The organism is Mesorhizobium sp. M0663, from assembly GCF_040320585.1.
GTDB lineage: Bacteria > Pseudomonadota > Alphaproteobacteria > Rhizobiales > Rhizobiaceae > Mesorhizobium.
Window position 1 is genome coordinate 1 of sequence record NZ_JAMYPX010000025.1, and the last position, 26,805, is coordinate 26,805.

A 26,805-nucleotide genomic window follows, 5' to 3' on the forward strand; every position below is an offset into this window, starting at 1 on the left:
CAACCGGGCCGGGCCCGGGGGGGCGGGCCGGGGCCAGACAACCCAACATCCTAAAACAAGCCCGCTGCCGCCGGGGGGGTGGCGGGGCCGGGCCCTCCCCGAGGCCCCCCCTAGCGCGCCCGGGCGGGCCTGCTGGTTCCAGAGGTGGTTGAGCGTCTGTCATGTGGCTTGTGCGGTTACGAGCGAGCGTTGCATTACGCGCCCCTCAGGCGGCCGGGGCAAGCCCGCTACCGCTCACCATGAAGGAACTGCCTTGCGGCTGGCCGGTGGCGAGTGCGACCACCGCCCGTCCGACATCGGCCGGCGTTTGCATGTCGGTCATGGCGGCGATGAAGTCCGCCGGCTGGATGCCCATATAGGCCGCTATGCTGTCGACGCCGGCCTTGCCCACGCCGGTTTCCGGCATGATGCGCATCGGCGCGAGCGCCATGAAGCGCAGGCCGAGGCCAAGCCGGTGGGCCTCCTTCTGGCTATGACCGGCCAGGAACATCTGCATGCGTTTTGCGCCGGCATAGCCGCCGGCGTTCGGTGGTCCGCCGGTCAAGGCCGCGCCGCTGGAGATCAGAACGATCCGGGTCCCCGGCTTGAGCGGACGCCGCAGAGCGGCCCGGCAAAACAGGAACGATGCCTTGACGTCCGTGTCCCAATTTGCCGAGAACGCCTTCCAGTTCTGTTCATGCACCGGCGCAGAAGGCGCCAGCGCGCCTGCACAGATCACCAGCACGTCCGGCTCAAGCGCGGCGAAGACCTTATCCGGGGCGGAGTCCACCGTAGCATCGACCGCGAGCGTCTTCACGCCCGAGACCTCCCAGGCAAATTGCGCCAGGGCCTGTTTTCCGCGGGCAACGGCCAGCACCGCCGCTTTCTCCTTGAGAGCGGCCTCCGCGATCGAGCGGCCGACACCACGGCTGCCTCCGACGACGACGACATTCTGATTTTGCAACGATCCCATGGATCACCTCTCGTTCCCGGCCGCCGGACCATCCAGGCGCGCTCATCGATAAGGACAGCGCAGGTGTGCCAAAATCATCGGTGCCAGGTGGAAATATCTTTCAGGTGACGGCAGCCGCGCTTCGTTTTTGTATTCAGTGTCATTACCTCTGGGGTAATCGACGAGCGCATTACGTCTCGGCAAACTGCTCCCATCAAGCCGGTTGTCCGGCCTTCGACCACAAGGAGATACGCCATGACCGCCTACGCCGTCGCCCATATGCGCCAGGTCACGCCGGGGCCGCAGATCGTCGAGTACCTGCACAAGATCGATGAAACGCTGGAACCGTTTGGCGGCCGCTTCGTGGTGCACGGAGGCGAGGTGGAAGTCGTTGAAAACACCTGGCCGGGCCACCTCGTCATGATCGAATTTCCAGACATGCAGCAGGCGCGCGCATGGTACCGCTCGCGCGCCTATCAGGAGATCTTGCCGCTGCGCACCGAGAATTCTCAGTCCGACGTGGTCCTGGTCGATGGCGTTGCGCATCCGCACAAGGCCACCGACGTTCTCGAATAAGGGGACGATCTGCGACGATTGGCTCTTATCGTTTCAGCAGAAACACCGCCTGCTGGCCGAAAAAATTCCAGAACCACCACGGCATCGAGAAGCCGATCCGCTGGCCATTGGCGTCGAGCGCGGTCGCCTTTTCCACCGTCGCGCCAAGCTCGTCGCACAGATTGACGAAATCGCGAATGGTGCAGAAATGGATGTTGGGGGTGTCATACCAGGAATAGGGCAGGTCCCTGGTCACCGGCATGCGGCCGTTGAAGAGCAACGAAAAGCGCACCCGCCAGTGGCCGAAATTCGGGAATGAGACGATGGCGCGGTTGCCGATCCGGAGCAGTTCGTCGAGCACCAGCTTCGGATTGCGTGTCGCCTGCAAGGTCTGCGACAAGACGACGAAGTCGAAGCCCTTGTCGGGATAGAATTGGAGATCCTTGTCGGCATCGCCCTGGATGACCGACAGGCCACGCGCCACGCATTCGTTGACGCCGCGCTGCGACAGCTCCAGGCCGCGGCCATCGACCTTCTTGGTCGCCTGCAGCAATTCGAGCAGCAGGCCGTCGCCGGAACCGACATCCAGCACCCGCGACTGCGGCGGGATGAGATCGGCGACGACTTCGAGGTCGACGCGCTGGGCGCGGTTGACGCTCATGCGTTCGGCTCCTGCCTGGCGCATGGTCCTGATCCGAAAAGTCTGCAACTTTTCGGGGTCATGCGCTGATGCCTGGCGCATGGTCCTGATCCGAAAAGCCGGCAACTTTTCGGGGTCATGCGCCGAGCCCTCTCGCCCGAGCGGCCGAGGCGATGAAGCCTTTGATGGCGGCGAACAGTTCGGGCTCGTCGAGCAGAAAGGCGTCGTGGCCGCGGTCGGTCTCGATTTCGACGAACGATACCGAGGCGCCGGCCGCGTTCAGCGCGTGCACGACCGAGCGGCTCTCTTCGGTCGGGAACAGCCAGTCGCTGGTGAACGAAACCAGGCAGAAGCGCGTCTTGGTGCTGGCGAAGGCATCGGCCAGCCGGCCGCCATGGTCGGCGGCGAGATCGAAATAGTCCATCGCCCGGGTCATGTAGAGATAGGAGTTGGCATCGAAGCGATCGACGAAGGTCATGCCCTGATGGCGCAGATAGCTCTCGATCTGGAAGTCGGCATCGAAACCGAAGGTCAGCGCTTCGCGGTCCTGCAGGTTGCGGCCGAACTTGCGATGCAGCGCTGCTTCCGACAGATAGGTGATGTGGGCGGCCATGCGCGCCACCGCCAGCCCCTTTTCCGGCCGCTTGCCATGCTCGAAATATTTGCCGCCGTGCCAATCGGGGTCGGCCATCACCGCCTGCCTGCCGACCTCGTGGAAGGCGATGTTCTGCGAAGAATGGCGGGCGCCGGTCGCGATCGGCAGCGCCGAGAAGACGCGCTCGGGATAGCTGGAGGCCCATTGCAGCACCTGCATGCCGCCCATCGAGCCGCCAAGCACGCTGAACAACTGTTCGATGCCGAAATGCTCGACCAGCATCAACTGCGCCCGCACCATGTCGCGGATGGTGATGATCGGCAGGTCGAGCCCGTAAGGCTTGGCTGTGGCGGGATTTGTCGAGGCGGGGCCGGTGGAGCCGAGGCAGCCGCCGATGACGTTTGACGAGATGACGAAGAAACGGTCGGTATCGATGATCTTGCCGGGGCCGATCAGCACTTCCCACCAGCCCGGCTTGCCGGTCACGGGATTGGTGTTGGCGACGTGCTGGTCGCCGGTCAGCGCATGGCAGACGAGGATGGCGTTGGAGCGCGCGTCGTTGAGCGTGCCATAGGTCTGGTAGGCGATCTGGAACGGCGACAGCAGCGTGCCGGCGTCGAGCTTGAGCGGCTTGTCGGCGCCGAAACGCAACACCGGGCTCGACGGCTGGTCGGCCTCGTTGTTGGTTTTTCGAGCGCGCAAAGCGACCATTACATCTCCTTGCCCGGCCTTCCGTTGTCCGCCGGTCTGGGCAACAGCCAGTCAGGGCAACAAAAAACCGGCCATGCCTTCGCAAAGCCGGTTACAAGATGCAAACGGCCCTTTAGCAAGTTGTTTAACGTGGCTGCAAGCCGACCGGCCAAATCACCACGGAACTGTTGCTGCTCTTCTAGGACCGACGCATGGCTTCGTCAACGGCAAGTTCTTGATCCCGAATTGCCGCCCCTCGACATTCCGAGCCACGGCTTGTATTTCCGCTGCGGCCTCCGGATGGAGGCACTCTCGACGGATTTCATGAAATGAGCCAGACACCGGATCAGACACGTCCAAGGCCCCGCGCCGGCATCATGGACATCGAAGCCTATGTGCCCGGCAAGAGCGCGGCGCCTGAAGGTGTCGCCAAGGTCCATAAATTGTCGGCGAACGAGAACCCGCTCGGTCCTTCGCCAAAGGCGATAGAGGCCGCGCGCGCGGTCGCCGACAAGCTCGCGGTCTATCCCGACGGCAGCGCCAGGCGCCTGAGGGAAGCGATCGCCGAGGTGCACGGGCTCAACCCGGCGAACATCGTCTGCTCCAACGGCTCCGACGAGATTCTGGGCCTGCTGGCGCAGACCTATCTCGCACCCGGCGACGAAGCCATCATCACCGAACACGGCTTCATGGTCTACAAGATCTACATACAGTCGGCCGGTGCCGTCCCGGTAACGGTCAAGGAGACCGATGAACGCGCCGACATCGATGCGATCCTCGCCGCGGTGACGCCGGCTACCCGGATCATCTTCCTTGCCAATCCAAACAATCCAACCGGCACCTACGTGCCGTTCCAGGAGGTGCGCCGCCTGCATGCCGGCCTGCCGCGAAACGTGCTTCTGGTGCTGGATGCAGCTTACGCCGAATATGTCCGGCGAAACGATTATGAAGCCGGCGTCGAGTTGGTGGGCAGCGCGGAAAACGTGGTCATGACCCGCACTTTCTCCAAATTGGGCCTGGGCGGGGCGCGGATCGGCTGGATGTATGCGCCAATGCACGTCATCGACGCGATCAACCGCGTGCGCGGGCCTTTCAACGTCAATGCGACGGCGATCGAGGCCGGCATCGCGGCGATCCACGACCGCGCCCATATCCAACGCAGCGTCGCGCACAACGAGACCTGGCTAGCCTGGCTGAGCGAGCAACTAAGCGGGCTCGGGCTGCGGGTGACGCCGAGCGTCGGCAATTTCATCCTCATCCACTTTCCCGAGGACAAAAAGCATTCGGCGGCGGCCGCCGACGACTACCTCAGTGCGCGCGGCTACATATTGCGGCGCGTTTCCGGCTACGGTTTTCCGAACGCGCTGCGCATGAGCATCGGCACCGAAGAGGCCAATCGCGGCGTTGTCGCAGCACTCGCGACATTCCTGAAAAGCTAGAACACCATGACCTCACCGATGTTCGAAAAGATCGCGCTGGTCGGCATCGGCCTGATCGGCTCGTCGCTGGCCCGCGTCATCCGCCGCGAGGGACTCGCCGGCCAAGTCGCGATTTCGACGCGCAGCGACGCGACGCTGGCACGCGCGAGCCAACTCGGCCTTGGCGACACCTATACGACGGATGCGAAAGAGGCGGTTCGCGATGCTGATCTGGTTATCGTTTCGGTGCCGGTCGGCTCTTCAGGCACGGTCGCCGCAGAGATCGCGCCGGCGCTGAAGAAGGGCGCCATCCTCACCGATGTCGGCTCGACCAAGGCGTCGGTGATCGCGCAGATGCAGCCGCACGTGCCTGATGGCGTGCTCTTCATCCCCGGCCATCCTTTGGCCGGCACCGAAAAATCGGGACCGGACGCCGGTTTTGCCGAACTGTTCGAGAACCGCTGGTGCATTTTCACGCCGCTGCCCGGCACCGATCCCGCAGCACTGGAAAAGCTCTCGGAATTCTGGCGCCGCTGCGGCTCCAACATCGACACCATGGACCCGCAGCATCACGACATGACGCTGGCCATCGTTTCGCACCTGCCGCATATCATCGCTTACAACATCGTCGGTACCGCCGACGATCTGGAGTCGGTGACCAAGTCCGAGGTCATCAAATACTCGGCTTCCGGCTTTCGCGACTTCACCCGTCTCGCGGCGTCGGACCCGACCATGTGGCGCGACGTCTGCCTGCACAACAAGGACGCCATTCTCGAAATGCTGGCGCGGTTTTCCGAGGATCTGTCCTCGCTGCAGCGGGCGATCCGCTGGGGCGACGGCGAAAAACTGTTCGACCTGTTCACCCGCACCCGCGCCGTCCGCCGCTCGATCATCGAGGCCGGCCAGGATATCGACGTACCGGATTTCGGCCGCCAGGCAGTCGAACACCCGCCGAAGGGATAAGCCGCGGCAGGCCGATCGCAGGCCGGCTCGGCTTAGAGCGGTTCATCGTTTCACAGAAACGCCGAACCGCTCTATCTCTTTGTTTTTGCGCAATTCCGGACGGAAAACCGTTTCACACTTTTCCTGGAATTGCTCTAGTCGAGCGGCTTGATCTTGCCGAGCGGGATGAAGCCGAGCGAGGCCTTGCCCCTGACGATCTTCAGCGGCATCGACGGCTGGTTGCCGAGCAGCGCCAGTCCGGCAAAGCCGGTTTGGATCTCTTTCTTCTGCTCGGGGATGGCGGTGGCGAGGATTGCCGCCACGGCCTTCGGATCATTGAGCCTGATCGTCAGGTCGGCATTTATGAGACCGTCGTCATCGACCGACAGCGGTCCGGAAACGGTGATGCGCGCAGTTCCGGACGACAGATCGAGCTCGTGGATTTCGGCCGCCTGGCCGCGCAGGCTCTTCGGATTTGCCTTGATCAGCGTCACGCCGTTCTTCAGCGTCACGTCGCCGCTGCCGTCGAGCGGCGGCAAGACGCGCCCGTCGATGGCCGCCGCGTCGATTTCGAGATCGGTGAAATTGCCGGTATAGTCGATGTCCGGGCCGTTTGGGCGCAATTGTCCGGTGGCGGTTCCGGCGCTGAACAGCGAGACGGGATCGGTGTCGTCTGCCGGATCGGTCTGGCCGGACAGGCCTTCTGCCTGCAGCGAGAGGCGTCTCGGCAGCGGCCAGGACAGCTTCATGTCGGCCCGCAGATCATCCCAGTCGATCCAGAGCGGGGTCATGCCGGGAACAGAGGTCCTGAGCGGCCCCCTGAGCTCGGCGGCAGGCGACAAAAGCCGGGTGATCTGCGTGGCGGCGTTGATCTTGCCTGTCGATGCCGCGACGTTGCGGCTGTCGTCCTCGTAAGCCAGGCTATCGCAGGAAAGGGTGAAGCTGAAGGGATAGCCGCTGATCGCGAGATTGGCGCAGTCGGCCCTGATGCCTTTGTCGTCGAGATCGGCGACCGCCTTGTCGGTCGCGCTCTCGACCAGGTCCGCCAGGTAGAACCAGCCCGCGCTGTAGATGCCGAACAGCACGAGAATGAAAGCGGCAAGCCACAACAGGCGGCGACGTTGGCTGGGCGGCGGGCGCTCGTCACTTGACGTCATGCTGCGGCTTTCGTTAACGCGGGTGGCACGGGCGGGCTGTCGCTTGCGGCAACAACAGGTAGACGGACTGAAACACCACCGGTGGGTGGTTCGTCACAATCAGGCTTGGCGATATGGGCGATTTTTGGGTTTTTGGCTACGGCTCACTGATCTGGCGACCGGGATTCGCGCATGTCGAGACGCGGCGCGCCCGCCTGCATGGCTACCGCCGTTCGCTGTGCGTCTATTCTTTCGTGCATCGCGGCACGCGCGAACGGCCGGGCCTGGTGCTCGGCCTCGACCGCGGCGGCTCCTGCATCGGGCTCGCGTTCCGGGTTCCAGGCGAGCTGCGCAACGAGGTCATTACCTATCTGCGCGAACGCGAGCTGGTCACCAACGTCTATCTCGAACGTGTGCTCAGCGTTCGCCTCGACAAGGGTAAAACGGATGGGGGCGAGACGGTCGACGCCGTCGCCTATGTCGTGGACCGCAGCCATGAGCAATATGCCGGTGCGCTCGACGCAGCCGAGGCGGCGGCCGTCGTCCGCGGCGCCGTCGGCCAGTCGGGGAGGAATGAGGATTACGTGCTCAGCACGCTGGAGCACCTCGAAGCACTGGGTATAAGCGACCACTGGCTGGAAGACGTGACAAGACGGGTCGCGACGTAGCTTCGGTGTCGTGAGCGGGCTACATCCTGAAAATCTGTTTTCCAAGATCGGCGCGATCCAGGCTGTTTGCCACGGCAAGCTTGAACTCGGTCAGCGGGTGGAGACCGCCGACAGGAACGTGGAAGCCGGGCTGGCCGAAGGTGTCGATAATCTCGCGTAGCACAGGCCGGTCGGCTTCGGCCAGCGGCGAAAAGAAATAGCGATAGATATTCGCCCTGATCTCGACGCCGCTCAGCAAGACATCGAAATTGTGCAGCTCGAAGCGCTCGGCACTCATGCCGCCATTGATCACCATCTGCCCGCCGAGCGCCAGGGTGCGGATCAATTCGCCGCTGACAGGTCCGCCGACATTGTCGATAATCCCGTTCAATCCGGCGCCACCGGTGATATCCATCACCGCTTCCCGGATACTTGTCTTCAAGTCCGAAAGGTCAAGAATGGCGCCGACGCCAAGCGTCTTCAGGTCGAAGCTTTGGTGCGAGCGCCGCACAAGCGCGATGACGTTGATGCCGCGTCGTTGGGCGAACTGCATCACCATTGTCGAAATCGACGAATAGCCGGCCGTGACAGCCAGCCACTGGCCAGGCCGCACACGGGAATCCACCAGCAGATCCCACGCGGTAATGGGGTTCACCATCTGCCCGGCGCGTTCGACCGGATAGCCGGCAGGCAACGGGATCAGCCATTCGGCGGGAATCGCCGCGTACTCGGCCCAACTGCCATAATAGCTGAATGCGACAAGCGTCCCCGGTTCCAGCAAAACGTCCGCGCCAACGGCTTCGACGATGCCGGCGCCATGGTTTCCGGCGATCTGCCGGGGAAAATGCGGCTTTTTCGGTTCGGGATAGAGGTTCTGGATAAACAGGAAGTCGCCCGGATTGATCGAGGCCGAGACCATCCTGACCAGCACTTCGCCGTCGCCGATCCGCGGCATCGGCAGGTCGTCCACATAGAGCACGTCGCGCGGCGAGCCGATGGCGTCAAATACAATTGCTTTCATTCCGGTCTCCACAACAAACGATCCGGGGCAAACAGTCCGGGCTTGGCCAGACCGTGCCGAGATTTGCGTCGGCGCCGCGGAACCTATGGCCGGCCGGCAAAGGTCTGAATTGGCAGATTTGACAATCTATTTGCTAAACTTGCCAGATTGTTTCCTCAGAGGGTACTGGTTTGGAAATTGGGGACAGCGTCTTGAAGCCCGACACGGCGCGGCGGGTCGCGGTTTTGTGAAGCGCCGGCGGGCTGGAAAAGAGGCTATGCGTTTGACGTTGCCACGGTGCGACATAGGTTAGCTCGGTCGGCGGCTCCCACCCGCCCAGCATGAATCACCATGGAGATCAGCCTTGCAGAAACGTCGTCTCGGTCGCACCGACCTATCCATCGCGCCATTGGTTCTGGGCGGCAATGTGTTCGGCTGGACCGCCGATGAGAAAACCTCGTTCGACCTGCTCGACCGCTTTGTCGACGCTGGCCTCAACGCCATCGACACGGCCGATTCCTATTCGCGCTGGATTCCCGGCCACGAGGGCGGCGAATCCGAAACCATTATCGGCAAATGGATGAAAAGCCGCGGCAACCGCGACAAGGTTGTCGTTATCACCAAGGTCGGTTCGGATATGGGGCAGGGCAAGAGGGATCTGTCCGCCGCCTACATCGAAAAGGCCATCGACGCCACGCTGAAGCGGCTGCAGGTCGATACAATCGATCTCTATCTGTCGCACTGGCCTGATCCGGCCACTCCCTATGAGGAAACGCTCGGCGCCTACCAGAAACTGCTCGACAAGGGCAAAATCCGTTATGCCGGCGCTTCCAACCTCGACGCCGCCAGTTGCGGGCCGCACTCGACGTAGCAAGCCTGCGCGGCCTGCCGCGCTACGAGGTGCTGCAGCCGGAATACAACCTTTACGACCGCTCGTCCTTCGATGGTCCGCTGCGCGATCTGTGCGCGGCCGAGGACATCGGCGTCATCACCTATTTCAGCCTCGCCAAGGGGTTTCTGAGCGGCAAGTACCGCAGCGAGGCCGACCTCGGCAAAAGCCCGCGCGGTGGCGGTGTGAAAGGCTATCTCAACACCCGCGGCATGCGCATTCTCTCAGCGCTCGATGCCGTTTCAGCCAGACATTCGGCCAAGCCAGCGGAAGTGGCGCTTGCCTGGGTCATGGCACGGCCCGGCGTCACCGCTCCGATCGCCAGCGCGACGACGCTCGACCAGCTCGACAGCCTGGTGCGTGCCGCGTCGTTGCAGCTCAGCCCGGACGATATCGCCGAGCTCGACAAGGCCAGCGCATAGCCGCGCACGATCGTTCAAGACCGGCGCCGCTGCCTTGCCCTACCGTCCCTGCATCGTCGCAGGATGCAGGGACGCCGCATGGCCGGACAGGGTCTTCTCGATCAGCAGCTATGGCAGCAATTGCTGGCGCTTGTGCTGGCATCGGCCATCGTTATGGGCAGCCCGGGGCCGGCGACGATAAGCGTCACCGCGATCGGCGCCGCATTCGGCCTGCGCGATTCGCTCCGTTATGCCTCGGGAATCGTTGTCGGGACGGTCCTCGTGCTTTTGGTGGTGGCGACGGGCATCATGGCCGTTCTCACCGCGCTGCCGAAGCTCGCAGCGCTGTTGGCGGTCGCGTCAGCAGCCTACATCCTCTATCTGGCGTTCAAGATAGCGACGGCGCCGCCACTGGCGGCACGCATTGGTGGGGCGGCGCTTCCCACTTTCCTGGGCGGGTTCCTTCTGGCCGTTGCCAATCCGAAAGCCTATGTGGCGATTGCCGCCGTGTTTGCCGGCGCGTCTTCCGGCACCGGCGGTCTTGCTATTTCAGCCAAGCTGGCGGTCCTCGCGTTGATGATTGTTGCCATTCATCTCTTGTGGCTTCTCGCCGGCGCGGCTTTTGCACGTTTGTTGCGCAAACCCTTGGCGTCGCGGATCATCAATCTGGTGTTTGCCGTGACGCTGGTTGCGACGGCCGCGCTGGCTGCCCTGCCATAAGTCTTTGTGGCATCTGAGGCCGTTGTTTCAGCCTTTCAATTCAGGTTTCGCATCCAGCTCACCAAGCCGTTTCATTGCCGTCGGCGGCATCGGCGGCGGGTTCGGCGTCTGCGCCGCCTCGACGAGAAGCTGGTCGCAGGCGGCCTCCGTCTCGCCGATCAGCCGTTGCATAAATTCGTCCTTGCCGAGGCCGGGCGGGATCGGTGGCAGGAAGCGCGCCTTGATCGTGCCGGGATAGCGCAGGAACTTGCGGCGCGGCCAATAGAGGCCGGCGACGTGAGCGACCGGCACCACCGGAATGCCAAGTTGCGCGTAGAGTTCGACGATGCCGTATTTGTAGACCGGTTCGTCGCCCGGCGCCCGGCGGGTGCCCTCGGGATAGATGATCAGCTGGCGCGGATTGCGCGCCAATTCCTGTTTGGTCGCGGCGATCACCGTCTTCAATGCCTTCGAGCGGCTGCCGCGGTCGACAGGAATCATCCGCATCTTCAAAATGTACCAGCCGAAGAACGGGATCCAGGTCAGCTCCCGTTTCAATATGTAAACGGGATCGTCGAGATACGGCAGGAAAGCGATCGTGTCCCAGAAGGACTGGTGCTTCGGCGCCAGGATGAAGGAGCCTTCAGGCAGGTTTTCCTGGCCGGTGATCTCACTTCTGGTGCCGGCGATCTTGTCGTAGAGCCACATGCTGGTGCGCGACCAGAATTTCGGCACGAACCAGGCGCGATGGCGTGGCGACAGGAAATAATACGGGGTCCAGAGGATCATCTGGACGATCAAATTGAGGTAGAAGGCGAGATTGAACGCCAGCGAGCGGAAATACAGCATACAGCATGTGCCCGGTGAGGAGGTGTGCGTTGGTTACACCAAGCGCCGGCAAAAAGGAAACGCTGCGAGGCGGGCGATCGGTTCCGGTTTTGCGATGGGCCGTCTTCGTCACGTTTGCCACGCCGCCTGCAGCAGGCGCTGTCTCAGGCGCGGGGCGGCGAAGTCGAGGAATGCGCGCAGCTTCACCGGCAGTAGCCCCTGGCCGGCATGGACGAGGCTCACCGGCCATGGGTCTGGCTCAAACTCTTGCAGCACCGGGCGCAGCGTACCCGACCGAACCGCGGCGGCGATCTGGTAGGAAAGCAGCCTCGTCACGCCGACGCCGGCAATCGCTGCATCGATTGCTGCCTCAGCGGTGTTGACCCGTAGCCTGGAGCGGACCGGCACGGCGAATTCGGCCTTGCCGGTGGCGAAGGTCCAACTGGCAGCGGTGAGCCCTTCAAAGGTGATGGCACTGTGCGCCGCAAGCTCTTGCGGCGTTTTCGGCGTGCCGTGCTCGGCGAGATAGGCCGGGCTCGCGCAAACGACGCGGCGGATTGAACCCAGGCGGGTGGCGATCAGGCTCGAATCGGCAAGCTCGCCGATGCGGATGGCGAGGTCGATGTGCTCTTCGACCAACTGGGTTATCCGGTCGGCGAGTGTCAGCCGCACACCTACCTCAGGATAGACGGAGAGGAAGCTGGTGACGACCGGCAGCACATGCAGGCGGCCGAAGACGATCGGCGCAGTGACGATGAGTTCGCCGGTCGGGGCATTGTATTCGCCGGCGGCTATTCGCTCGGCCTCGCCGACCTCGTCGAGAATACGACGACAGGCGGCGAGATAGGCATGGCCTGCATCGGTCAGCGACAGCTGCCGCGCCGGGCGGTTCAACAGCCGTGTCTTCAGGTGCTTTTCCAGGTCCGAAACCTTGCGGCTGACCGTCGTCAGCGGAATGCCGAAGCGGCGCCCGGCAGCCGAGAGGCTGCCTGTCTCCGCCGCGGCAACGAAAAGCGACATGGACTGGAGGCGATCCATAGCTCTCCCGAAAATCTGCCCTCCCGAAAAACGGAAGGATAGATTGCAGATATGGCATCTGCATCTCGAAGATGGAAGGACCTATTTCCTGACTAGCAATGCAGCGCAGCTTGGCGCTTGAGGAGGCTTCCATGAACGCTCACACCAGCGATGTTGCTTTCACTCCGACGGTGAAGGCGATTCAGGCGCGCAAGGGCTCGCGCCAGGCCTATGCCCGTGTCGAGGAGCGTGGCGGCTGGCAGGCGGCAATCACGTCCGATCTCGCCGCCTTCATCGAGGCGCAGACCAGCGTCTTTCTGTCGACCGCCAATGCGGACGGGCAGCCTTACATCCAGCATCGCGGCGGGCCTGCCGGTTTCCTCACGGTGCTCGACGAACGGACGATCGGCTTTGCCGATTTTTCCGGCAACAGGCAGTTCATCACCCAGGGCAACCTCAGCGACAACCCACAGGCTTTCCTATTCCTGATCGATTATGCGCACCGGCAGCGCATCAAGATCTGGGGCAGGGCGCGCGTCGTCGAGGGCGATGCCGAGCTGACGGCAAAGCTGATGCCGCAAGACTATAAGGCGCGACCCGAGCAGGTCATCCTGTTTACGGTTTCGGCTTGGGATTCAAATTGCTCGCAGCACATCCCGCAGCGTTTCGAAGCGGCCGACGTGGCGGCGGCGCTGGGCGAACGCGACAAGCGCATCGAACGGCTCGAACAGGAGATCGCACGCTTGCGATCAGATGCAGCAGCCAGGGAATAAGAGCTAGGGAATAAAAGTGCCGGTGCCGTTCAGTTTCCGCCCGCGGCGTCGGCCAGCGTGACGCCGTTGGGCGATTGCTTCACCGGCATGATGCCGCGCGCCAGCGCCAGCAGGTATTTGTTGTATTCGGTGAACAGCACGCGCAGCGCTTCTGGCTTGGTCAGCCAGCCGCCATTCTCGAGGTTGGTGTTGACCACCGGATAGGGCTCGAGCCTGGCGCCGTGCAGCAGCCGGCCCATTTCCAGCAAGCTACGCGGCATATGATAATTGTTGGTGACGAGAATGACCGTGCCGTAGGCATGGTCCTCGACCCATTTGGCACTTTCCTCGGCATTGCCGATCGTGTCGAGCGCGGCGCGGTCGATGTCGACGCAGCAGGAAAACAGCCTCTTGTCGCCGCCGGTCGCGGCCTGAAGCTGGCGGCGGCTGGCGGAGGGATGGACGCCGCTGATCAGCAGCCGCTCGCCCTTGCCTAACGCAAGCAGGCCCATCGCAGCGTCGAGGCGCGACTGGCCGCCGGTCAGCACGATGATAGCGTCGGCCCTTGCCGGATCGGCGGGCGTAGTCAGGCGGCTGACGGTATTGGCGAACCAGCCGAAGCCGGCGACAAACAGCGCCATAAAGGCGAGCAGAAGGAGAGCCGAGATGCGCAAGGAGCGGGCTGCCAGCAGCCGCCCATGTTTGGCGAACTGATCCGGCTTGGCAAATTCATCAGGCTCGGCGAATACAGGCGGGCGCGCAACCAGCACTGGCATGCATCCAGCGGTATCGGTCGAGTCCCGAACGTCCATCATGAAATGGTTAATCCCGAAATACGGCCTTTGGTAGGAAAAAAATGCAATTTTCGTGACGATGCGTTTTCATCCGTGATCGATCTTTCCTTTAGCCGGCGTCCGGCTGGCGAATGTCGATGTCGCTGAGATAGGTAACCACGGTGAAATGGGAGGTTGCCGCCGTCAGCGCGCCGATCACCAGCACCATGACAGCGACCCCGAGATAACCCGCCGAGCCGATGGCGAAATTGCCGAACAGGGCGGTCGCCTGGTCGGCCTGCGGCGTTGCCATGTTGCGTGACGACCACCAGGAGAAGACGATGAAGACCAGGATCGCCGCGGCGCCGCCTGCCGCGGCGCCCTTCATGCCGGTGACCAGAAAATGCCGGCGGAATTCGCGCGCGATGAAGCGCGCCTCGGCGCCGACAAAATGCAGCACCTCGATGATGTGACCATTGCCGGCCATGGCGCCGCGCGTTGCGAACACAACGGTCAGCACCGTCGCCGACAGCATCAGCGCCAGCACTGCAATACCGATCGTTACCGTGGTGCGGGCCATGGCAACCAGCCGGTCGACCCAGGTGCGATGATCGTCGAGCGAGGCACTCGGCAGCTTCGGCGTGATTGCCGCACGCAGTGCGGCGAAATCGGGCGGGTTGTTCTCATCGATGGTGATGATGATCAAGCGCGGCACCGGCAGCTCATCGATGTTCAGGCCCGAGCCCAGCCAAGGCTCGAGCAGCCGGGCCGTTGCTTCGCGGTCGACGATCCTGGCGCTTTTCACCCCAGGGAATTCGCCGGCGATCTGCGAGGCCAGCGCAAGTGCGGCCTCCATGTCGAGGCCGTCGACCGGCTTGATCTGGATGGTCGCCTCGCGCGAGATCTGGTTCTCCCAGACGGAGGCGGTGTCACGCACCAGCGTGACGGCGCCAAACGTCAGGCAGGACAGAAACGTCATGATGGCGATGACCAGCACCAGCGCCCGGCCGGCGATGTTCTGCGCCGGCACGATCGGCGCCATTTTGCGCTGGACGCGGGGCTTTGCCGCCGCGGCGTCGTGACCCTCGAAATGTTCGACGGAGAGCTCAGTCATAGATGTCCAGCCTTCCGCCGGCCAGGATCATTCGCCGTGCGTCGACCTGTTCCATCAGGCCGAGGTCGTGTGTGGCGATCACCACGGCGGTGCCCAGCCGGTTGAGCTCGATGAACAACCGCAGCAAGCGTCGTGCCAGCGGCGGGTCGACATTGCCGGTCGGCTCGTCGGCGAGCAGGATCTCGGGCTGCTCGATCAACGCCCGGGCGATGGCGGCGCGCTGCTTCTCGCCGCCAGACAGCACCGGCGGCAGCACATGCATGCGCTCGCCGAGGCCGACCCATTTCAGCAGCTCGGTGACGTCGGTGCGATAGGTCGCCTCCTCGCGGCCGCGCACGCGCAGCGGCAATGCCACGTTCTCGTAGGTGGTCATATGGTCGAGCAGGCGAAAATCCTGGAACACCACGCCGATGCGTCGTCTCAGATGCGGCAATTCGGTACGCGAGATGCGCGAGCGGTCCTTGCCGAAAATGGTGATCAGGCCGCGCGTCGGCTTCAGCGACATGAACAAAAGCCGCAGCAACGTCGTCTTGCCGGCGCCTGAAGGTCCGCTCAGGAACTGAAAGGAGCGCTCCGGAATGTGCAAGGAGATGTCGCGGAGAATCTCCGGACCCATGCCATACCGGAGGCCGACATTTTCGAAGCGGATCACTTTCGACGACCTGAAATTCTCGGCGGCAAGATGCCAGCCCTTTCTGTGGAAAGACCATCGGCCGGCATGGTTAACCGACGGTTAATTTGGGGGCTTTTCGAGCGAGTCACAGGGGTTCCGGTGGGGAAGCGTTAACCATTTCCGTTTACCCAAAAGAAACGAACAGCGAACAGGTGCGGTAGTGTTGGGCCATGATGGCTGAGGATCGAACCGCGCGCCCGGTTTCCGGCGAAATCATGACCGATCCGGCCGCCGAGCCGGAACGCATCATGCGCGACGTGACCGCCGAGGTCATCGATGCCGACTATGAGGTGCTGCCCCGCCATTTTACACGTCCAGACTTTGCGCAGCCGCCTGCGCGCATGATTTCCATGCCTTCGATCGAAGGCATGGACATGTTGCGCAAGCCCGAAACCGCCGTCGAACGGCCGTTGTGGGTGCATGGTGGGCCGATCTTCTGGATTGTCGGCGTCGGTGCCGCCTTTGCCGCCTTTTGGATTTCGGGCGGCCATGCGCTGGTTCGTTAGAGCGGCGCCAGAAAATCAACAGGTCACCAGATAAACGATCCGCGACGCGCTGCGGACACCCGACCGTTCGCGGGCGTCCTGCGAAAGATTTGGCCTTGCCAGCCGGCTCGACATGCCTAGAAACAGATTGAAGACCGTTTCGGTCGGCTTCGCCTACAGGGCGATCATTTCTGGAAGGGCAGCCAATGCCAGTTGTGCGCGGCAAGGACATCGAAGTCCTGTTTTCGGCGTCCGCCATCGCGCGGCGGAACCTGGAACTTGCCAAGGAGATCGCCGGGCACGACTACCACGACCTTCTGGTAATCTCGGTGCTGAAGGGATCGTTCATCTTCGCCGCCGATCTTATCCGTGCCATGCACGATGTCGGCCTGTCGCCGGAGGTCGAGTTCATCTTCATCTCCAGCTATGGCGCCGGCACGACCAGCGGTGAGGTGAGGGTGCTGCGCGACATCGACAACGAGGTCGCCGGCCGCGATGTGCTTTTGATCGATGACATTCTGGAATCCGGCAAGACGCTGAGTTTCACCCGCGACCTCATGCTGTCGCGCGGCGCGAGGAGCTGTGCCATCGCCGTGCTGCTCGACAAGCGCATGCGCCGCCAGACCACGCTCAACGCCGACTATGTCGGCTTTGACTGCCCCGATTATTTCGTCGTCGGTTATGGCATGGACGTCGCCCACGCGTTTCGGGAATTGCCCTTCGTCGGCATCGTCAAGGGCGACGCTTGAGGCCTTTTGATAATTCTACTCCGGCGGCCACCTGCCGGTGCTCTCCGACTCGAACGTCCGCTCCGCTCCGGTTCTCGAAAACCACGCCATCTGACTCGCCGGAGCGAATTCTGAAAAGGCCTCATCGACCCTTGGCGCCTTCAGGAAACATCAACTTTTCCCCGCCAAATATCCTGCCCATGGCAAAGCTCCTGATCGTCGAGGACGATGAATCCGTCCGCACTCTCGCCGCTCGCGCGCTCGAACGCGCCGGGCATAATGTCACTGTTGCCGCCGACGGCGCACATGGCCTTTCTCTGATCCGGGCGGCGCAAGGGAGCTATGACCTTGTGCTGTCCGACATCCGCATGCCGGAAATAGACGGCATCGAGATGGCCAAGGCGGCAGCGGCGCTGTTCCCGGCGATGAAGATCATGCTGATGACCGGCTATGCCGACCAGCGCGAGCGCGCCGAGGAATTGGACGGCATTATTCTCGACGTCGTGCAAAAGCCGTTCACGCTGGCTGAAATCCGCGCCCGCGTCGAACAGGCGCTCGCCTGCTTCGCCTAAAGCCCAAGGCCGACCGCCTTCAGGCGGGGTCGCAGGTCGCCGTAATGGCTGGCGCGCCGCTCCGGCGCCGGCTGGCATTGAGCGCAAACAGGCCGGCGCCGATGATGAGGGCTGCGCCTGCCGCCGTCGCTGGTCGCGGCACTTCGGCAAAGAACACAAAACCCCATAGCGGCGACCAGATGATACCGGTGTATTCGAAGGTGGCGACGCTGTTGGCGGGCGCCAGCCGGTAGGCCTGCGACAACAGGATCATGCCGGCCGAGGCAACGAAGCCGCATGCCCCCATCTTGAGGAGATCCGGCGTCGCCGGCCAGACCCATGGCCGGACGAGGAATTCGAGACTCGGATGCACGGCGTTGTCAATGCCTGCCAGCCAAAACAATGCCGCCACAAATGCGGCGCCGACCAGATAAGCGCCGTTCTGATAGAAAGCCATGACAGTCGAGGATTCGGTGTCGCCGATCTTGCGTGCCATGAGCTGCGAGAAACCGTAGAGCAGAGCCGAACCTAGCGACAGCAGCGCTGCCCAGTCGAACAAGCCGGCGCCCGGGCGCACCATCACCAGCACGCCGAGCATGCCGACCAGGACGGTGGCGAGCGCCTGCCAGGACACGCGTTCGCCGAGATAGGGTCCGGCCAACGCCATGATGAACAGCGGCGCCATGAAATAGAGCGCCACCGCGTCAGCCAGCGGCAGGGCGGCGATTGCCAGGTAGTAGGCCGTATAGGAGGTGAACTGGATGAAGGCGCGCATCGTCAGCATGCCGAACCGCTTCGACAGGATCGCCTGCAATCCGACATCGGCGTGGACAAGGAAAACCAGGATCGGCAGGGCGACGATCGAGCGGATCGCCATCACCTCGGTGACCGGATAGTGGCTCGACACCGCCTTGACCAGCGGGTCCTGCAGCGAAAAGACCAGCACGCCGAGACAGAGGCTGAGGATGCCGAGCACAAGCCGATTCTGCATAGGCGCTCCTGTCTCCCGCGTGCGCGGCCGAAAGCAGACCTGCATCCGGGTAAAAAGAACCCGCCACCGTTTCGGGCAGCGGGTACGAGTGAGGACTTTTGATTGGTCCGCAGCCGATTTCGCGGCCGCATATCCAATGGGTAAGGCGACTATCGTCCGCCGTTTGACATGTTGCAAACGAATTGGAATGATGCCAGCAATCAGATTTTCTTATGGCGGGCACATGCGACCCAATCTCGACAGCGACCTGTTGCGCACCTTCGTGGCGGTCGCCGACACCGGCAATTTCACCAAAGCGGCGGAGCGGGCCGGCCGCACCCAGTCGGCGGTCTCGATGCAGATGAAGAGGCTCGAAGGCATGATCGGCGACAGCCTGTTCGAGCGCGGGTCGCGCGGTGTAGCGTTGACGCAGCGCGGCGGCGAACTCATCGCCAACGCCAGGCGCATCGTTTCACTGCTCGACGAGACGGCGGCATCGATGGTCGCGGCGCCGCTTGGCGGGCCGGTGCGCATCGGTATCCCGGAGGAATATGGTCACGCGATCCTGTCGCGGGCACTCGGCGCCTTTGCCAAGCGCCATCCGCAGGTCGACATCACCGTCCGCTACGCGCATTCCGGTGCGCAGATCGCGGCGCTCGCCGCCGGCGAGCTCGATCTGGCGGTGGTGTTCGAATGGCAGGATCTGTCAGGCGGTGAGGTGCTGATGCATGACCCGACCGTATGGGTGACGTCGGAGCTGCATCACATGCATGAGGAGCGGCCGGTGCCGATCGCGCTCTACAACCGTGCCGGTTGGTGCAAGGATTTCGCCATAAAGTCGCTGGAACAGCGCGGTCTCGCCTATCGTGTCGCCTACACCAGCGATACCAATGGCGGCCTGCGGCTCGCCGTCACCTCCGGGTTGGCGATTGCGCCGATCTCGCGCAGCAACATCCCGGCCGGCTGCCGCGAGCTTACGGCCGCCGACGGGTTCGGCGACATCGATTCCTCGAACGTGGTGCTGCGGCGCAATCCGAACGCTTCCGGCGAGGCCATCGACGGCATGGAAGAGGCGATCCGAGAGGCGTTCACCAACCGTTAAAACGTGCCGCTCAGTCCGGCGGTGGCGGCCTCCACGGACCGCACGGCGATCTTCCGAATATTGGGGGGCAGCCTTACTTCAGCTCCAGCAACCGCTCCAGATAGCTGCGCTCGATATCGGGGCTGAGTGCGTTGCCGAGCCGCTTGCGGATCGCTTCGAGGATCTGGCGGGCACGCTGCACATCGATCTCGTCGGGCACTCTCACCGAACTTCCGTCATCGGGACCCTCGCTGGTGCGGGGCCGCCCGAGCGGGTCACGGTCGGCATTCTGCTGGCGTCCGCCCTGCCCGTTGCCGCCTTGATCGCCTTGCATCGCCTGCAGTTGCTTCATCATGTCCTTGGCGCCCCTGCGCAAGGCTTCCAATGCGCGGCCCTGGTGACCGACGGCCTGATCGCCTTCGCCCTCGCCGAGCGCCTGTTCGGCATTGCCCATGGATTTGCCGGCCTCGCCAAACCCCTCATTGGGGTCGAGGCCCATGCCTTCGAGGCTCTTCCTCAATTGATCGAGCTCGCCCTGCAGCTTGCCCTGGCCTTCCTGCAATTGCTTCAGCGCATCAGCAAATTCCTGCGGCGTCATCGGCTTCGGCCGGCCGAGCGGATCGCGGTCGTCACCCGGGCCGGGTTTGCCCTCTTCGCCCATCGGGCCTGGCTCACCGTTCTCGCCGAGCTGCTCGTCGCGGTTCTGCCCGCGCTGTTGCTGGCCGCGCTGCATCTGGTCCATACGGAAAGTGTCGTTCATCATCTCCTGCTGGCGCCGCATGATCTCGCCCAGCTTGTCCATCTGCTGGCGCATCTCGCTGTCTTGCTGGCCGCCTTGCTGCTGGCGGCCTGCCTGCAGATTGTTCATCATGTCCTGCAACTCGGACAGCAATTGCTGCGCCTGGTCGCGATTGCCGGATTTCGCCAGGTTCTCGATCTGGTCCATCATGCGGTCGATGTCGCTCTGGCGCAGTTCCTGACCGTTCTGCTGCATCTGTGGCGCATTCGGATTCTGCTGCGCCCGCGCCGCGAATTCCTGCAGGAACTGGTTCATCGCCTCGCGCAGTTCCTTCATCGCCTTCTCGATCTCTTGGTCGCTGGCGCCGTTCTTGATCGCATCCTGCAGCGCCTGCTGCGCCTGGCGCAGCCGCTTCTCGGCCGCCGACAGATTGCCTTCCTCGATGCCGAGCGCGATCTCCCAGAGGTAAGCGACCTCGTCGCGCAACTGGTCGTCGCTGTCGGCCATCTTCAGCCGGGTGCGGGCGCTCATGATGGCGAGGTAGTGCGCCATGTTGTCGAACGTGTCTTCCGGCCTGAGCGTGATTGCATCCATCAGGTCGAGCACGCGGTCCTTGGCATAGGCGTCGAGCGCCAGTATGCGGCGCTGCTCGACCACAGCCCGCGCCAACGGATTGGAGAATGGCCGCTCCGGCATCACCAGCGTCTTGGTTTCGCTGGTCGCCGTGTGTCCGGCACCGTCGGTGGCGACAAGCGACAGCTTGACGTTGCCACCTGCCCAGACATGGTCGGTCAGATCCTTCGTCGTCTTAGCGGCATTGGCCTTGCCGCCGCGGCGCGGCAACGTCAGCGGCATTTCCGGCGGGCCATAGAGCGGATGCGCGTTGGGCACTTGCGGATCGGCCAATGCGAAAACCGCATTGGCGGAGGCCGCGCCATAGTCGTCGTCGATCTGGTAGTTGAGTTCGAAGGCGCCGTTGACGGCGCGCTTCGGCTCGCCGACAAAGCGGATCTGCGGCGGCTTGTCGGGAATTATGGCGAAGGCCCAGCGGCCGAGCTCGCCGTCGCTGGACTGCAGCGTCAGCGTGCCGTCGGCCGTTAACTTGCCGCTGAACTGGCGCACGGTGGAAGGCGTTGCCGGACTTGCCTCAGTCTTGGCGGCTTGCGGCCCTGTCGGATCGATGGCGCGGGTGTTGCCGCCGGTGTCGGCGTAGCTCAGCGTTTCCTCGCCCGAACCGCCGGTGACGCGCAGCGACACATCGCTGCCCTCCGGAACCGTGAAGGTCGGCAGCGCTTGAGTGGCGTTGTTGGCCAGGACCGGGGCGTTCAGGAATACCGGCGGCCTGCCGGTATAGGCCGGCGGCGTCACCCAGGCATCAATGCGCGGCGGCACGACGTCGCGGGCGGCACGGGCAACAAAACCGTCGCTCAGCCTGCCGCCCGATGGCCCGAAGGAGAAGGCAAAGGCAGTGACCAACAAAAGCGCGGCAACGGCGCGCAGCGCCCACGGGTCGCGTTCCGGCACGCGTGTGCGCGGCACGTCGCCGCCAAGCTCGCCCAGCCGGTCCGCCATGCGCCGCTGATGCTCGCGCCACAGGGCTTGCGAAAAAATGCTTTCCTTGCCGCTCGGGCGATCGGTCTGGACCTGCACCGGGCTGTGCAGCAATCGGTTGGCCGCCTCGATGCGGCGGTCGACCTCGGCACTGGATGGCGTGCGGAAGAAACGCAGTGGATAGAGTGCGGCAAGCGCTGCGACGCCGAATGCCGTGATAAGACCGATCCGCGCCAGATCGGGCAAAAATGGGAACAGGCCGAGCCACGAAATGCTGAGGAACAGGCTGGCGACGATGATCAGTGGCAGCAGCAATGGCCAGCCGCGTTCGACGATTATCGAGACCTGCGTCCCCAGCCGGCTCAAGGCAAGGCGCCTGGCCAGACTGCGATCGCTGGTGAAAATGGGTCGTTGTGTCATCGGCCCTTCCTGGCCGGGCGGGATAGCCCAGGCCTCACGAGTCTATCGCATGGGCCCGAAAAGTCGATTTTCGGGAAGCACGATGCGAAGACCTAAAATCTTAGCGCGTACTTCGTGCGTCCAAGCGGATGTACATCGCCCTAAGGATACCAACAAACACGGCGAAGGCGAGGCGGTTCCCCAAAACGTGAACAATAATGCCCCGGATATTGTCAGAATTTCGCCGGATTGGCGTTTGCGCCGCAGACCAGTACGGCAACGCGCTCGCCTGCAGCCGGTGCGTAGCGGCCGGACAGGAGCGCCGCGAAGGCGGCCGCACCGCCCGGCTCGGAGATGATTCGCACGCGGTCCCACAGCGCCGCCTGGGCGGCGATAATGTCGTCGTCGCCGACCAGGATCGAGCGCTCGACGAATGCCTCGGCGATAGGAAACATCATTTCGCCGACACGCTTTGGCGCGAGCGAATCGGCGGCGATGCCCTCAGCCGGCGCGTCGACGGGTCGGCCCGCCTCGAAGGCGCGATGAAGCGTCGGCGCACCCTCCGGCTCGACCGCGATTATCCTGATGCGGCCGGAAAACCAGGCAGCGATGCCGCCGATCAGCCCGCCGCCGCCGACGGCGACCAGCAGGGTGTCGAGCTTCGGCAGGTCGGCCTCGATCTCGAGGCCGAGCGTGCCTTGCCCGACCAGCGTCTCCTCCTGGTTGAAGGCGTGGATCTGCAGCGCGCCGGATTTTTCGGCGAAGCTCTCGCTGGCGGCCAGCGCCTCGGCATAACGGGCGCCGCCGACGATCAGCTCGGCGCCGTAGCCGCGGATGCGGTCCAGCTTGGCCTGCGGGCTCACTTCGGGAACAAAGATGGTCGCCTTGTGGCCGAGTCGCATGGCGGCATAGGCGACCGCGGCGCCGTGATTGCCGCCCGACGCGGCGACGACGCCGGCCGCAGGAACCGGCCGTTCGAGGAGATTGGTGAACGCACCACGTGCCTTGAACGAGCCGGAATGCTGCAAGCACTCAAGCTTCAGGTCGACAGGCAGAGGCGGGCGGCCGAAATCGGCCATGTCGACGCGCAGCACCGGCGTGTGGCGCACGAAGGGCCGGATGCGGGGTTCTATCGCCGCAATGCGCTCGCGTGTGATCGTGTGGCCGTGCAGCATGATTTCACTCCCAGAGTTGACATTCAGAGTTGACATTACTTAGTAACTTGGCAAAGTGCCTAAATGCAAGAGCTCGATGTCTTCAAAGCAATTGCCAACCAGCGCAGGCTGCAGATCCTCGATTGGCTGAAGGACCCGCGCGCGCATTTTCCGCCGCAGGCGGACGGCGATCTGGTCGAGGACGGCGTCTGCGCGCTGCTGATCGCGGAAAAGCTGGGGATCACCCAGGCGACGCTCAGCGAACACATGCGCGTGCTCACCCAGACAGGGCTTTTGCGTAGCAAGCGCATCAAGCAGTGGACATTCTATCGCCGGAACGAAGACAGGATCGCCGAAACCAGGGCGCTCATTCAGCACCGGCTGTAGCGCTCAGGTATCTATTTTTGTTTGACCATGATCGGTTCCGAAAACCGGTTTCCACTTTTCGCTGACGCGGACCTTCGGTTCGGGATCATGGTCTACTCCAACCAGTCCGGCACCGAGTCCAGTCCGATCAGCTGGTCATAGGTCTGGCGCGGGCGCACAACGTGGAAGCGGTCGCCGTCGACCAGCACTTCCGGTACCAGCAGCCTGGTATTGTAGGTGCCGGCCTGAACGGCGCCATAGGCGCCGGCGGTGGAGACAGCGATCAGGTCGCCGGATTTCAGCCGGGGCAGGTCACGGTCGAGCCCGAGATAGTCGCCGGTCTCGCAAACCGGGCCGACGACGTCGACCTTCATGCGTGGTGCTGCGGCCGGCTGCTGCGCCACCGGCTTGATGTCGTGGAAAGCGTCGTAAAGCGTCGGCCGGATCAGATCGTTCATCGCGGCGTCGACGACGAGGAAGTTCTTGGCGTCGCCCTCCTTCACGAAGATCACCTGCGAGACCAGGATGCCGGCATTGCCGACGATCAGCCGGCCTGGCTCGAACATTACCTTCAGCCCAAGTTTGGCAACATGCTTCCTGACGATCTGGGCATAGGCATCGGGCAAAGGCGGCGGGTTGTTGTCGACGCGGTAGGGAATGCCAAGGCCGCCGCCGACATCGATGTGCTCGATGGCATGACCGTCGGAGCGCAAGGCGCCGACCAGCTCCACCAGCAGCGCAAAGGCGTCGTCGAAGGGCTGCAATTCGGTGATCTGGCTGCCGATATGGGTGTCTATGCCGGTGACCTTGATGCCCGGCAGCTCAGCCGCGCGCGCATAGACCTTCCGCGCATGCTGCCACGGAATGCCGAACTTGTTCTCGGCCTTCCCAGTCGAAATCTTCTTGTGCGTCCTGGCGTCGACATCCGGATTGATGCGCAGCGAGATCGGCGCGATCTTGCCCAGCGCGGTGGCGCGGGCCGACAGCAGCTCCAGCTCCGGTTCGGATTCGACGTTGAAACAGAGAATGCCGGCCGAGAGCGCAAAATCCATTTCGCGAGCGGTCTTGCCGACGCCCGAAAACAGGATCTTGCTTGCCGGGATGCCGGCCGTCAAAGCGCGGCGCAATTCGCCCTCCGAGACCACGTCGGCGCCGGCGCCGAGCCTTGCCAGCACCCTCAGCACGGCCTGGTTGGAATTCGCCTTCATGGCATAGCAGACGAGAGCATCGAGCCCGGCAAAGGCCTCGGTGAAGACGCGAAAATGCCTGGTCAGCGTCGCCGTCGAATAACAGTAGAACGGCGTGCCGACGCTGGCGGCGATGTCTGATATCGCCACGTCCTCGGCATGCAGCGCGCCGTCGCGGTAGTCGAAATGGTTCACGAGATTGGTCCGAAATCAGAGCAGCGGGTCGAGGATGAATTTCTTGTCCTCGACAGGTTTTTCCGGCTCCGGCGGCAAAGGTTGCTTGGCCTTCTCGGCGTCCTTGCGGGCCTGCACGGCTGCCGCGTACGGCGTGTCGAGCGCAGCCTTCCTGCCGCAGGCCGCAACGGTGGCCATTGCCGCCAGCAGCGTCAGCGTCACCAAAATCCTGCTTCCGGTCATCGTGCCATCCGTCCGAAACTGTTGCCCGCAGCCGCTTCTAGCCGAGTTTTGCGGCCATTGCACCCCGCGTCTTACGCCTTGGCGAGCCGCTTTTTCCAGTAGCGGATCTGCTTGCGCACCTCGGACGGCGCGGTGCCGCCGAAGCTCGTGCGGCTCTTTACAGAATTCTGCACGGCAAGAACCGAAAACACGTCGGCGCTGATACCGGGGTGAATGGACTGCAGATCCTCCAGCGAAAGCCTGTCGAGCCCGATCTTCCTGTCGTCGGCCAGCGCCACCGCCCGGCCAGTAATATGGTGCGCCTCGCGGAACGGCAGCCCAAGCGTGCGCACTAGCCAGTCGGCGAGGTCGGTCGCAGTCGAATAGCCGGCGCCGGCCGCCTTTTTCATCGCGGCAGTGTTCACCGTCATGTCGCGCACCATGCCGGTCATTGCCGCCAGCATCAGGTCGAGCGTCTCGGCCGCGTCGAAGACGGATTCCTTGTCTTCCTGCATGTCCTTGCCATAGGTCAGCGGCATGCCTTTCATTACCGTCAGCAGGCCGACGAGATGGCCGGTGACGCGGCCGGTCTTGCCGCGCACCAGTTCGGCAGCGTCCGGGTTCTTCTTCTGCGGCATGATCGACGAACCCGTCGAGAAACTATCCGATAGCCTGACGAAGCCGAATTGCGGCGTCGACCAGATGATGATCTCTTCGGCCAGCCGCGACAGATGCGTCGCGCAGATCGCCGCCAAGCCCAGGAACTCGAGCGCGAAATCGCGGTCCGAAACACTGTCGAGCGAATTGCGCATCGGCTCGCGGAAGCCAAGCGCCTTCGCCGTCTGGTGCCGGTCGATGGAAAAGCTGGTGCCGGCAAGGGCGGCGGCGCCGAGCGGGCTTTCATCCATCCGCTCAATCGCATCGCGGACGCGAGACAGGTCGCGTGCAAACATCTCGATATAAGCCATGCAGTGGTGGCCGAAGGTCACCGGCTGCGCCGCCTGCATGTGGGTGAAGCCCGGCATCACCGTTGCCGCATGCTCCTCGGCCCGATCCAGGAACGCCGTGATCAGGCCCTTCAGCGCCTCGGCGACGCGAAAGCACTCGTCCTTGACCCACAGCCTGAGGTCGACCGCCACCTGGTCATTGCGCGAGCGGGCGGTATGCAGGCGGCCGGCGGCGGGGCCGATCAAATCGGCCAGACGGGCCTCGACATTCATGTGGATGTCTTCCAGCCTGGTCGAGAACTCGAATGTGCCGGCCTCGATCTCTGCGAGGATCGTGTTCAGCCCGTGAGCGATTTTTTCTTGATCGGCCGCCGAAATAATGCCCGTTTGCGCCAGCATCTGGCTATGGGCGATCGAGCCGCGAATATCCTGCGCATAGAGTTTGCGGTCGAACGAGATCGACGCGTTGATCGCTTCCATGATTGCGGCCGGACCCGAGGCAAAACGTCCGCCCCACATCTGGTTGCTGGCCTTCTTGTCGTTCATCGCTA

27 protein-coding genes, 1 pseudogene and 1 riboswitch are annotated in these 26,805 nt (G+C 63.4%); of the genes and pseudogenes, 12 read left to right on the top strand and 16 right to left on the bottom strand.

Going from position 1 to position 26,805, the window contains the following annotated elements; translation table 11 throughout:
• Positions 1-205: 205 nt before the first annotated feature.
• On the bottom strand, positions 206-952 hold the full coding sequence (locus NKI54_RS28465; protein ID WP_352692998.1) for an SDR family NAD(P)-dependent oxidoreductase: 747 nt from the start codon (positions 950-952) through the stop codon (positions 206-208).
• A gap of 234 nt (positions 953-1,186) precedes the next feature.
• Here NKI54_RS28465 and NKI54_RS28470 point away from each other — a divergent pair, with 234 nt between their 5' ends.
• Entirely contained in the window at positions 1,187-1,507 is a 321-nt protein-coding gene (locus tag NKI54_RS28470) for a DUF1330 domain-containing protein (RefSeq protein WP_023677908.1), read from the top strand.
• A 25-nt stretch (positions 1,508-1,532) separates the two neighbouring features.
• Here the strand turns inward: NKI54_RS28470 and metW are convergent, their stop codons facing one another.
• On the bottom strand, positions 1,533-2,147 hold the full coding sequence (gene metW / locus NKI54_RS28475) for a methionine biosynthesis protein MetW (protein ID WP_023677909.1): 615 nt from the start codon (positions 2,145-2,147) through the stop codon (positions 1,533-1,535).
• Positions 2,148-2,262: 115 nt separating this feature from the next.
• Positions 2,263-3,432, bottom strand: coding sequence for a homoserine O-acetyltransferase MetX (gene metX / locus NKI54_RS28480; RefSeq protein WP_023677910.1), 1,170 nt, complete (start codon positions 3,430-3,432; stop codon positions 2,263-2,265).
• Between the two features lie 92 nt (positions 3,433-3,524).
• Positions 3,525-3,602, bottom strand: a riboswitch (SAM riboswitch).
• A gap of 138 nt (positions 3,603-3,740) precedes the next feature.
• Between metX and hisC the strand changes: the two genes are divergently transcribed.
• Both hisC and NKI54_RS28490 read left to right on the top strand, forming a co-directional pair.
• On the top strand, positions 3,741-4,850 hold the full coding sequence (gene hisC / locus NKI54_RS28485) for a histidinol-phosphate transaminase (RefSeq protein ID WP_023677911.1): 1,110 nt from the start codon (positions 3,741-3,743) through the stop codon (positions 4,848-4,850).
• Between the two features lie 6 nt (positions 4,851-4,856).
• Complete coding sequence (locus NKI54_RS28490) at positions 4,857-5,792, top strand: prephenate/arogenate dehydrogenase family protein (protein WP_352457603.1); 936 nt, start codon at positions 4,857-4,859, stop codon at positions 5,790-5,792.
• A 134-nt stretch (positions 5,793-5,926) separates the two neighbouring features.
• On the opposite strand, the gene NKI54_RS28495 is transcribed toward NKI54_RS28490, so the two are convergent.
• The gene (locus NKI54_RS28495) at positions 5,927-6,928 is read right to left on the bottom strand and encodes a DUF2125 domain-containing protein (protein WP_023677913.1); all 1,002 of its coding nucleotides are present in this window, start codon (positions 6,926-6,928) and stop codon (positions 5,927-5,929) included.
• 113 nt (positions 6,929-7,041) lie between these two features.
• Between NKI54_RS28495 and NKI54_RS28500 the strand changes: the two genes are divergently transcribed.
• Positions 7,042-7,575: a gamma-glutamylcyclotransferase gene (locus tag NKI54_RS28500; RefSeq protein ID WP_023677914.1), complete on the top strand. Its 534-nt coding sequence runs from the start codon at positions 7,042-7,044 to the stop codon at positions 7,573-7,575.
• Positions 7,576-7,594: 19 nt separating this feature from the next.
• Here NKI54_RS28500 and NKI54_RS28505 read toward each other — a convergent pair whose 3' ends face one another.
• Positions 7,595-8,575: a quinone oxidoreductase family protein gene (locus tag NKI54_RS28505; RefSeq protein ID WP_352456700.1), complete on the bottom strand. Its 981-nt coding sequence runs from the start codon at positions 8,573-8,575 to the stop codon at positions 7,595-7,597.
• A 343-nt stretch (positions 8,576-8,918) separates the two neighbouring features.
• Here NKI54_RS28505 and NKI54_RS28510 point away from each other — a divergent pair.
• A pseudogene (locus NKI54_RS28510) lies at positions 8,919-9,865 on the top strand (aldo/keto reductase).
• Between the two features lie 78 nt (positions 9,866-9,943).
• Positions 9,944-10,564, top strand: a complete 621-nt coding sequence (locus tag NKI54_RS28515; RefSeq protein WP_352456698.1) for a LysE family transporter — start codon at positions 9,944-9,946, stop codon at positions 10,562-10,564.
• Between the two features lie 27 nt (positions 10,565-10,591).
• Here NKI54_RS28515 and NKI54_RS28520 read toward each other — a convergent pair whose 3' ends face one another.
• Positions 10,592-11,392 (bottom strand): lysophospholipid acyltransferase family protein, encoded by an 801-nt coding sequence (locus NKI54_RS28520; RefSeq protein WP_352456697.1) that lies wholly within the window; start codon positions 11,390-11,392, stop codon positions 10,592-10,594.
• Positions 11,393-11,500: 108 nt separating this feature from the next.
• Positions 11,501-12,409 (bottom strand): LysR family transcriptional regulator, encoded by a 909-nt coding sequence (locus NKI54_RS28525; RefSeq protein ID WP_352634038.1) that lies wholly within the window; start codon positions 12,407-12,409, stop codon positions 11,501-11,503.
• Between the two features lie 131 nt (positions 12,410-12,540).
• Here NKI54_RS28525 and NKI54_RS28530 point away from each other — a divergent pair, with 131 nt between their 5' ends.
• Entirely contained in the window at positions 12,541-13,161 is a 621-nt protein-coding gene (locus NKI54_RS28530) for a pyridoxamine 5'-phosphate oxidase family protein (protein ID WP_352634036.1), read from the top strand.
• A 29-nt stretch (positions 13,162-13,190) separates the two neighbouring features.
• Here NKI54_RS28530 and NKI54_RS28535 read toward each other — a convergent pair whose 3' ends face one another.
• From NKI54_RS28535 to ftsE, 3 genes are all read right to left on the bottom strand, one after another.
• Positions 13,191-13,955 (bottom strand): YdcF family protein, encoded by a 765-nt coding sequence (locus NKI54_RS28535; protein WP_352577222.1) that lies wholly within the window; start codon positions 13,953-13,955, stop codon positions 13,191-13,193.
• Positions 13,956-14,043: 88 nt separating this feature from the next.
• Positions 14,044-15,027 carry a cell division protein FtsX gene (locus NKI54_RS28540; RefSeq protein WP_352577220.1) on the bottom strand — a complete coding sequence of 328 codons (984 nt, stop codon included), beginning with the start codon at positions 15,025-15,027 and terminating at the stop codon, positions 14,044-14,046.
• Positions 15,020-15,679 carry a cell division ATP-binding protein FtsE gene (ftsE, locus tag NKI54_RS28545; protein ID WP_023677923.1) on the bottom strand — a complete coding sequence of 220 codons (660 nt, stop codon included), beginning with the start codon at positions 15,677-15,679 and terminating at the stop codon, positions 15,020-15,022. Before ftsE ends, NKI54_RS28540 begins: the two co-directional genes overlap by 8 nt.
• A gap of 236 nt (positions 15,680-15,915) precedes the next feature.
• On the opposite strand from ftsE, the gene NKI54_RS28550 reads away from it, so the two are divergent.
• The 3 genes from NKI54_RS28550 (at position 15,916) to NKI54_RS28560 (ending at position 17,485) form a co-directional block, all read left to right on the top strand.
• A complete protein-coding gene (locus NKI54_RS28550) occupies positions 15,916-16,206 on the top strand; it encodes a hypothetical protein (protein WP_352634034.1) in 291 nt (96 codons plus the stop codon).
• Positions 16,207-16,391: 185 nt separating this feature from the next.
• On the top strand, positions 16,392-16,934 hold the full coding sequence (gene hpt / locus NKI54_RS28555) for a hypoxanthine phosphoribosyltransferase (RefSeq protein ID WP_254816654.1): 543 nt from the start codon (positions 16,392-16,394) through the stop codon (positions 16,932-16,934).
• A 179-nt stretch (positions 16,935-17,113) separates the two neighbouring features.
• The gene (locus tag NKI54_RS28560; RefSeq protein ID WP_023677925.1) at positions 17,114-17,485 is read left to right on the top strand and encodes a response regulator; all 372 of its coding nucleotides are present in this window, start codon (positions 17,114-17,116) and stop codon (positions 17,483-17,485) included.
• A gap of 19 nt (positions 17,486-17,504) precedes the next feature.
• Here NKI54_RS28560 and NKI54_RS28565 read toward each other — a convergent pair whose 3' ends face one another.
• Positions 17,505-18,455, bottom strand: coding sequence for a DMT family transporter (locus NKI54_RS28565; RefSeq protein ID WP_352634032.1), 951 nt, complete (start codon positions 18,453-18,455; stop codon positions 17,505-17,507).
• Positions 18,456-18,678: 223 nt separating this feature from the next.
• Between NKI54_RS28565 and NKI54_RS28570 the strand changes: the two genes are divergently transcribed.
• Complete coding sequence (locus NKI54_RS28570; protein WP_023677927.1) at positions 18,679-19,536, top strand: LysR substrate-binding domain-containing protein; 858 nt, start codon at positions 18,679-18,681, stop codon at positions 19,534-19,536.
• 73 nt (positions 19,537-19,609) lie between these two features.
• Here the strand turns inward: NKI54_RS28570 and NKI54_RS28575 are convergent, their stop codons facing one another.
• Together NKI54_RS28575 and NKI54_RS28580 are read right to left on the bottom strand one after the other, a co-directional pair.
• Positions 19,610-22,225, bottom strand: coding sequence for a TIGR02302 family protein (locus NKI54_RS28575; RefSeq protein WP_352634029.1), 2,616 nt, complete (start codon positions 22,223-22,225; stop codon positions 19,610-19,612).
• A 212-nt stretch (positions 22,226-22,437) separates the two neighbouring features.
• A complete protein-coding gene (locus tag NKI54_RS28580; RefSeq protein WP_352618926.1) occupies positions 22,438-23,379 on the bottom strand; it encodes a threonine/serine dehydratase in 942 nt (313 codons plus the stop codon).
• 63 nt (positions 23,380-23,442) lie between these two features.
• Between NKI54_RS28580 and NKI54_RS28585 the strand changes: the two genes are divergently transcribed.
• Entirely contained in the window at positions 23,443-23,745 is a 303-nt protein-coding gene (locus NKI54_RS28585) for an ArsR/SmtB family transcription factor (RefSeq protein ID WP_352634027.1), read from the top strand.
• Positions 23,746-23,837: 92 nt separating this feature from the next.
• Here NKI54_RS28585 and lysA read toward each other — a convergent pair whose 3' ends face one another.
• The 3 genes from lysA to argH form a co-directional block, all read right to left on the bottom strand.
• Positions 23,838-25,106 carry a diaminopimelate decarboxylase gene (gene lysA, locus NKI54_RS28590; protein WP_352634024.1) on the bottom strand — a complete coding sequence of 423 codons (1,269 nt, stop codon included), beginning with the start codon at positions 25,104-25,106 and terminating at the stop codon, positions 23,838-23,840.
• Positions 25,107-25,121: 15 nt separating this feature from the next.
• Complete coding sequence (locus tag NKI54_RS28595) at positions 25,122-25,328, bottom strand: hypothetical protein (RefSeq protein ID WP_023677931.1); 207 nt, start codon at positions 25,326-25,328, stop codon at positions 25,122-25,124.
• A 71-nt stretch (positions 25,329-25,399) separates the two neighbouring features.
• On the bottom strand, positions 25,400-26,800 hold the full coding sequence (argH, locus tag NKI54_RS28600; RefSeq protein ID WP_352634022.1) for an argininosuccinate lyase: 1,401 nt from the start codon (positions 26,798-26,800) through the stop codon (positions 25,400-25,402).
• Positions 26,801-26,805: the final 5 nt, after the last annotated feature.

Excerpts from the sequence above, each read along its gene's own strand:
- NKI54_RS28465 (WP_352692998.1), bottom strand. The coding sequence starts at position 952 with ATGGGATCGTTGCAAAATCAGAATGTCGTCGTCGTCGGAGGCAGCCGT.
- NKI54_RS28470 (WP_023677908.1), top strand. The coding sequence starts at position 1,187 with ATGACCGCCTACGCCGTCGCCCATATGCGCCAGGTCACGCCGGGGCCG.
- metW (WP_023677909.1), bottom strand. The coding sequence starts at position 2,147 with ATGAGCGTCAACCGCGCCCAGCGCGTCGACCTCGAAGTCGTCGCCGAT.
- metX (WP_023677910.1), bottom strand. The coding sequence starts at position 3,432 with ATGGTCGCTTTGCGCGCTCGAAAAACCAACAACGAGGCCGACCAGCCG.
- hisC (WP_023677911.1), top strand. The coding sequence starts at position 3,741 with ATGAGCCAGACACCGGATCAGACACGTCCAAGGCCCCGCGCCGGCATC.
- NKI54_RS28490 (WP_352457603.1), top strand. The coding sequence starts at position 4,857 with ATGACCTCACCGATGTTCGAAAAGATCGCGCTGGTCGGCATCGGCCTG.
- NKI54_RS28495 (WP_023677913.1), bottom strand. The coding sequence starts at position 6,928 with ATGACGTCAAGTGACGAGCGCCCGCCGCCCAGCCAACGTCGCCGCCTG.
- NKI54_RS28500 (WP_023677914.1), top strand. The coding sequence starts at position 7,042 with ATGGGCGATTTTTGGGTTTTTGGCTACGGCTCACTGATCTGGCGACCG.
- NKI54_RS28505 (WP_352456700.1), bottom strand. The coding sequence starts at position 8,575 with ATGAAAGCAATTGTATTTGACGCCATCGGCTCGCCGCGCGACGTGCTC.
- NKI54_RS28515 (WP_352456698.1), top strand. The coding sequence starts at position 9,944 with ATGGCCGGACAGGGTCTTCTCGATCAGCAGCTATGGCAGCAATTGCTG.
- NKI54_RS28520 (WP_352456697.1), bottom strand. The coding sequence starts at position 11,392 with ATGCTGTATTTCCGCTCGCTGGCGTTCAATCTCGCCTTCTACCTCAAT.
- NKI54_RS28525 (WP_352634038.1), bottom strand. The coding sequence starts at position 12,409 with ATGGATCGCCTCCAGTCCATGTCGCTTTTCGTTGCCGCGGCGGAGACA.
- NKI54_RS28530 (WP_352634036.1), top strand. The coding sequence starts at position 12,541 with ATGAACGCTCACACCAGCGATGTTGCTTTCACTCCGACGGTGAAGGCG.
- NKI54_RS28535 (WP_352577222.1), bottom strand. The coding sequence starts at position 13,955 with ATGATGGACGTTCGGGACTCGACCGATACCGCTGGATGCATGCCAGTG.
- NKI54_RS28540 (WP_352577220.1), bottom strand. The coding sequence starts at position 15,027 with ATGACTGAGCTCTCCGTCGAACATTTCGAGGGTCACGACGCCGCGGCG.
- NKI54_RS28550 (WP_352634034.1), top strand. The coding sequence starts at position 15,916 with ATGACCGATCCGGCCGCCGAGCCGGAACGCATCATGCGCGACGTGACC.
- hpt (WP_254816654.1), top strand. The coding sequence starts at position 16,392 with ATGCCAGTTGTGCGCGGCAAGGACATCGAAGTCCTGTTTTCGGCGTCC.
- NKI54_RS28560 (WP_023677925.1), top strand. The coding sequence starts at position 17,114 with ATGGCAAAGCTCCTGATCGTCGAGGACGATGAATCCGTCCGCACTCTC.
- NKI54_RS28565 (WP_352634032.1), bottom strand. The coding sequence starts at position 18,455 with ATGCAGAATCGGCTTGTGCTCGGCATCCTCAGCCTCTGTCTCGGCGTG.
- NKI54_RS28570 (WP_023677927.1), top strand. The coding sequence starts at position 18,679 with ATGCGACCCAATCTCGACAGCGACCTGTTGCGCACCTTCGTGGCGGTC.
- NKI54_RS28575 (WP_352634029.1), bottom strand. The coding sequence starts at position 22,225 with ATGACACAACGACCCATTTTCACCAGCGATCGCAGTCTGGCCAGGCGC.
- NKI54_RS28580 (WP_352618926.1), bottom strand. The coding sequence starts at position 23,379 with ATGCTGCACGGCCACACGATCACACGCGAGCGCATTGCGGCGATAGAA.
- NKI54_RS28585 (WP_352634027.1), top strand. The coding sequence starts at position 23,443 with ATGCAAGAGCTCGATGTCTTCAAAGCAATTGCCAACCAGCGCAGGCTG.
- NKI54_RS28595 (WP_023677931.1), bottom strand. The coding sequence starts at position 25,328 with ATGACCGGAAGCAGGATTTTGGTGACGCTGACGCTGCTGGCGGCAATG.
- argH (WP_352634022.1), bottom strand. The coding sequence starts at position 26,800 with ATGAACGACAAGAAGGCCAGCAACCAGATGTGGGGCGGACGTTTTGCC.